The following is a 4764-nucleotide window of genomic DNA, read 5'->3' as shown; positions in this document are numbered from 1 at the left end:
TTTTTGTTTATCTGCCTCTGGAGCTTCTTCATACGCCATTATGATTTCGTTTTTTAAATTTTTGAAAGAGTTTTTGATTTCTTTTTTGAAAGCATCAACTTTGTCAATGGTTTTAGATTTGATTTTTTTTAGTTTTAAAGCTATCATAATGTTTGCTGCACCTGCTAAAAGAAGTGCGATAAACGTTAGGTAGATGATATTGTAGAATCCGAATAATGGAAATAATACCATGAAGGTGGCAAAAATTGTGATTGCAACACCGAGTAGCATAATCCAACCCCAGTTTAAAATTCCAAATTCCTTGAGTTCTAGGGCACCTGAAATGGTCTGAATCCCTCTGAATAATAACCAAAAGCCTACAAATAATGGTAGAATAAGCATTGAAACTCCAGGATAATTTAGTAGCATGATTCCAAATAATATTTCAAATAGACCACTCGCAAGGTACCAGCCCCAGCCTTTAAGATATTCTCGATTGGCGATTGAAAAGAAAGTATTGGATAGACCATTGATTAGTATCAAAATGCTAAAAAGCCAGGATAAGGCAACATAACTTTCTTTTGGGGTTTGCAGTACATACATTGATCCTGCGATGAATAAGGCTCCAGAGATTAAGAAAAGCCACCAGTTTTTAATTGTTGATACGGTTTGTGATATTAAATTTGACATGATTTTAAGATTTAAAGGTTAAGTATTAATTATGATTTGTTATGATTTAAATTCGGCCATAAAGTTTTTTACGTCTTGATCGGCTTCATTTTTAGTTTTGTTGTATTTTTCTTTAATGGTAGCTGAGAAATTTTCGAAACTACCCTTTATACGATTGATATCATCATTGGTAAGTTGGTTCCACTTTTTTTGAATGCCTTGATTGACCTCCTTAGTTCGAGTTTCAAACACCTTTTTAGCATTTTCATATTTCTTTAGTTCTTCATTGATTTGTGCTTTTAGGTCACCTTTTTTTTCTTGAAGGCTTCCTTTAATTTTGTCAGCATTGCCATCTAGTTCCATTTTTTGATTGTTGGTTAATTGGCCTACCCAAATTTTTGCATCTCCTTTTACCTGGGTTAATTTTCCGTCTAATTGATAATTGTTCATAATTATTAGTTTAAATTGTTTATTATTATTTGTTGTTGTTTTACACTACAAAGATGCGATGTAACTAAAGTTTGTATATTAGTGAAATGCCAATTTTGCCCGTTTAGGTGAATTACCTATCTTCGAATAACTCAAGTTTTTCTAACTCATATGAATTGTACTAACACGAAAAAAGAAGGATGATTTGCTTCAAAGTTTTTAAGAGTATTCATCTTTTATTGTCTGTATTTAGATTCTATACTAAATGTTTAAAGACAAAAATTATATGATCATGAGCAATCATAATTTCTAAGAAAAAGATATTGGCTCAAAATGAACCGTCTAAATATGTTATAGAAATCTTCCGATAAATTTCTTATAAAGTATGAAACACTTCCTAATAGTCCTCTTATTTATAGTCTTTTGGATGAATCCTTGTTCTGGACAATCTCAACTTGATTCTTTATGGAATGTATGGAGCGATACTATACAGACGAATAGAATTCGATTAGAATCTTTGTGTAAATATGCAGAAGAATACAGAAAAGAAAATACAGATAGTTCACTTTATTATGCGGAAAAAGCATACAAGTTTGCAACTGAAAAGGATTTAGAAATGTATCGAAACAAATCTAAAACACTTATAGGTGAGGCCCTTTACAGAAAAGGTGATTATGAAAATGCCATTAAGGTACATAGAGAAGCAATTGGTATTGCACGGCAAATGGGAGATAGTAGTTTGGTGGCTCATTCCTTATCTAATATTGGGAAGATCTTTTATGTAAAAAGTGACTATAATAAGGCATTAGGATTTTTTAAACAAAGCCTGGCATTATCAGAGGCCCTCGATGATAAATTACACATGGGAGGAGTGTTAACCAATATTGGAATTATAAATATAATTCAACAAAATTATGATCTGGCTACAAAAAACTTGAATAGAGGTATTCTTTTATATAGTGAAAGTGAAAATCCGGATATGCAAATTAAACCAATGGCTAACTTGGCAATTTTAAAAAGAAGGGAAGGTAATTACCCGGAAGCCATAGCATTAAACATGAAATGCCTTGCAATTGATGAAAAAAATGGAGATGAATTTCACATGGCATATTCATATTTCAATATTGCCGCTATATATCATGACCAGGGAGAGTTGTCTAATTTTATTGATTACACCAACAAAAGTCTCGAAATTCGAAGAAAATTAGATCACAAATCTGGAATAGTAAGTTGCCTTATGAATTTAGGAGCTGCATACATAGAAACCAAAGACTACGCGAAGGCCCAAAGCTATTTTAATGAATGCCAGCCCATCGTTGAAGAACTAGGGGATAAAAAAAACTATGCTCAGTTATTACTATATAAAAGTACGATTCAATTGAGTAAAGATGAATTTAATCTTGCAAAAGAAGGTATAGATGAGGCTTATGAAATTTTTAAAGAAATTGAAAATAATGTAGGAGTTTCAAGAAGTTTAAAGGCGCTAGGTTTATATTATAAGGCCATAGGGAATAAACAGAAGAGCATTGAATATTTTACGGAAGGACTTGCTTTGGCTAAAAATGCTGATCTGGAACAAACTAAAGAAATTTCATTCGAATTATTTCAAATGTACAAATCTATAGGAAACAGTAAATCTGCCCTTAAAGCATATGAATTGTTCATCTTATCCAGAGATAGTATCAGTAATAAGGACAACCAACGAATTGCGATTCGACAGGAGTTTAAATACGAATATGAGAAACAGGCAATATTAGATAGTATTTCATTTGCAAATCAAAAACAAATTCAAAATACAAAACTAGAAAAGACAAAAACAGAGAGGAAAACTTTGTTGATCGTTCTTACACTTGTTATAGGGTTTTCAGCTGTTTTATTCAATAGAATGAGATTGGTTAAGAAGCAAAAGAGCACCATTGAGAATCAAAATCTATCGCTTAATGACTTAAACGAAAGTTTAGAACAAAAGGTAATTGATCGTACTGAAGAAATCTCAAAAATAAATACTGTCCTAACTTCAAATGAAGAACGGTATCGTTATGCATTGGAAGCTACTAATGAAGGAATCTGGGATTGGCATATTGTGAAGAATACAATTGAGTTTAGTCCTTCAATATATACCATGCTCGGTTATGAACCGTATGAATTCGAACAGACTAGATCAGCTCTTTATGATCGAATTCATTCTGAGGAGGATTCAGCAAAATATCATATTGACTTGCATGAGTCTTTAAAGAATACCCGCAACGACGAACAGATACTTGACGAATATAGAATGAAAACCAAAACAGGAAAGTTGATTTGGATACAAAGTAAAGGAAAAGTAGTAGAAAGAGATGAATTAGGAAGGCCAATAAGAATGGTAGGAACTAATGTTGATATTACTGCTTCCAAGCTTAAGAATCAAGAATTATTAGAGGCAATACTTAAAGCTGAAGATTCAGAAAGAAATAGAATATCAAAAGATATTCATGATGGACTCCAACAGACCCTCACGATATCTTTATTGAATTTTGAGCTTGTAAAAAAGGAAATATTCAAACTGGGGACTTTGGCCGTGGAGAAATTTGAAACAGGGTGGCAATATCTTCAAGAATCGATTACCGAATCAAGGTCAATTGCTCATGACTTAATGCCTAAAGCCATTGTTGATTTTGGTGTAATACCTGCTTTTATCAGCCTGATTGATCAAATGAATAAGGCCTCTGACAAGATTGAATTTAATTTTGTTCACAATTTTAAGGAAGATAAAATAGAAAACGCTCAAATAGAAACTACGCTATATCGTATTTTGCAAGAAACGATTAATAATATTGTAAAACATTCCAAAGCGAGCAAGGTAGAAGTGCAGTTAAAGCACTATGATGACATGTATATGCTTACTATAGAAGATGATGGTCAGGGTTTTGATGTTAAAAAGATTTATAAAGATGGTAAAGGGATTGGGTTTAAAAGTATGCAGAACAGGTTGGATGCAATCAATGGCTTTTTAGATATTGATAGTCAGCCAGGAAGAGGTACAAATATTGTGGTACAAATTGAAAAAATATAATGTATGAGTAAAATAAAATTATTTCTTGTAGATGATCATAAAATGATCAGAGAGGGGCTGAAAAACTTTTTAGCAAATCACCCTGATTTTGAAATAATAGCAGAAGCTTACAATGGCCAGGATTGTTTAGATCAATTGGCGGAAATTGAACCAGATGTACTTTTAACTGATTTAAACATGCCCGTTATGGACGGTCTTGAATTAACAAAATCTGTGAAAAAGAACTATCCTTCAATTAAAATAATAGCCTTGACTATGATGGGGGAAAGTCAACATATCAAACAAATGTTGATTGAAGGAGCTATGGGATACCTGCTTAAGAATTGCGGTGAAGAAGAGTTGATATTGGCCATAAAAAGTGTTTTTAATGGAGGGACCTATTATTCACCGGAGGTAACAAACATCATTCTTAATAATATCAGAAAAGTGAAACCAGTTTCTAACAAGGTTGTAACTGATATGCCTTTAACCGATAGAGAAAAGGAAGTTCTTCACCTGGTCATTAAGGAGTTTTCAAATAAAGAAATTGCTGACAAGCTTTTTATTAGTGTTCGAACGGTCGACGCACATAAGAGAAATTTATTGGATAAAACTGGGAGTAAAAACATCGCAGGCTTGGTTCTATATGCCATTGA

General features: G+C 32.6%; 4 protein-coding genes. 2 read left to right on the top strand and 2 right to left on the bottom strand.

Annotated elements, in window-relative coordinates; genetic code table 11:
• Both ACR2MV_RS00355 and ACR2MV_RS00350 read right to left on the bottom strand, forming a co-directional pair.
• Positions 1 to 669, bottom strand: a 669-nt coding sequence (locus tag ACR2MV_RS00355) for an HdeD family acid-resistance protein (RefSeq protein WP_434019877.1), incomplete at its 3' end; no start/stop codon positions are given.
• A gap of 39 nt (positions 670 to 708) precedes the next feature.
• Positions 709 to 1098 carry a CsbD family protein gene (locus tag ACR2MV_RS00350; protein WP_434019876.1) on the bottom strand — a complete coding sequence of 130 codons (390 nt, stop codon included), beginning with the start codon at positions 1096 to 1098 and terminating at the stop codon, positions 709 to 711.
• 406 nt (positions 1099 to 1504) lie between these two features.
• On the opposite strand from ACR2MV_RS00350, the gene ACR2MV_RS00345 reads away from it, so the two are divergent.
• Entirely contained in the window at positions 1505 to 4129 is a 2625-nt protein-coding gene (locus tag ACR2MV_RS00345) for a tetratricopeptide repeat protein (protein ID WP_434019875.1), read from the top strand.
• Between the two features lie 3 nt (positions 4130 to 4132).
• Positions 4133 to 4764 (top strand): response regulator (locus tag ACR2MV_RS00340; protein ID WP_434019874.1); only part of this gene is annotated, 632 nt, incomplete at its 3' end.

Source organism: Lutimonas sp. (genome assembly GCF_051011215.1).
GTDB lineage: Bacteria > Bacteroidota > Bacteroidia > Flavobacteriales > Flavobacteriaceae > Lutimonas.
The sequence above is the reverse complement of the archived record's forward strand: the minus strand, read 5'-3'. Positions and strand labels throughout refer to the sequence as shown.